The organism is Aestuariibius violaceus, from assembly GCF_040779325.2.
GTDB lineage: Bacteria > Pseudomonadota > Alphaproteobacteria > Rhodobacterales > Rhodobacteraceae > Aestuariibius > Aestuariibius violaceus.
Map to the genome: position 1 here is coordinate 1 of NZ_JBFONT020000029.1, position 960 is coordinate 960.

1 pseudogene is annotated in these 960 nt (G+C 57.9%); it reads left to right on the plus strand.

The features are described from left to right. Positions 1-80 precede the first annotated feature (80 nt). A pseudogene (locus AADZ90_RS22410) lies at positions 81-960 on the plus strand (transposase); the annotation flags it as partial.

Sequence of the window (960 nt, forward strand, 5' to 3'; positions counted from 1 at the left end):
CGGCGTATTTCGTTGAAGAACTCGTCCTTGATCGATGCGTAAGTCGCTGATTCAATTCTTTCCATAGGGAGGAATTGGGGATGATGGGACCAAAGCAGGAAGCGCAGGCGGCACTGTTCTACGAGTTCTCGCTGGAAGATCATGTCCCGCAAGACCACCTGCTGCGGTCGATTGATCGCTTTGTCGATTTGAGCAGTATCCGCCCGCATCTCGCAGACTTCTACAGCCACACGGGCCGTCCTTCTGTCGATCCAGAACTGCTTACCCGGATGCTGCTGGTGGGCTACTGCTTCGGCATCCGGTCGGAGCGGCGGCTCTGTGAAGAGGTGCATCTGAACCTGGCCTATCGCTGGTTCTGTCGCCTCGATCTGAACGACCGAGTGCCTGATCATTCCACCTTTTCTAAGAACAGGCATGCTTTTCTAAGAACAGGCATGGGCGCTTCCGAGAGAGCAAGCTGCTACGCCATCTTTTCGAGACGCCGGTGGCGCGGTGCGTCGAAGAAGGGTTGGTCAGCGGCCAGCGGATGGCGATTGATGCCAGCCTGATCGAAGCTGATGCGAACAAACAGAACTCTACTCCGAAGGAAGAGTGGGATGCTGCGGACATTAATCCGGCCGATGCGCCCCGTGCTGTGCGCGAGTATCTCGACACGCTGGACGAGGCCGCGTCCGGCGCCGCGAGCGAGGTGCAGCCGAAGTTCACCGCGCATTCTGACCCAGCCAGCCAGTGGACGGCTGCCCGTAAAGGCCCGGCATTCTTCAGCTATTCCGACAATTACCTGATCGACACAGACCAGGGAGTCATTGTCGATGTCGAAGCCACGCGATCAATCAGGCAGGCCGAGGTTGGATCAACCAAGACAATGCTGAGGCGGGTGAAGAAACGGTTCGATCTTCATCCAGAACGGCTGATCGCTGACACCGCCTATGGCACCGGGCCGCTTCTGGGATGGCTGGT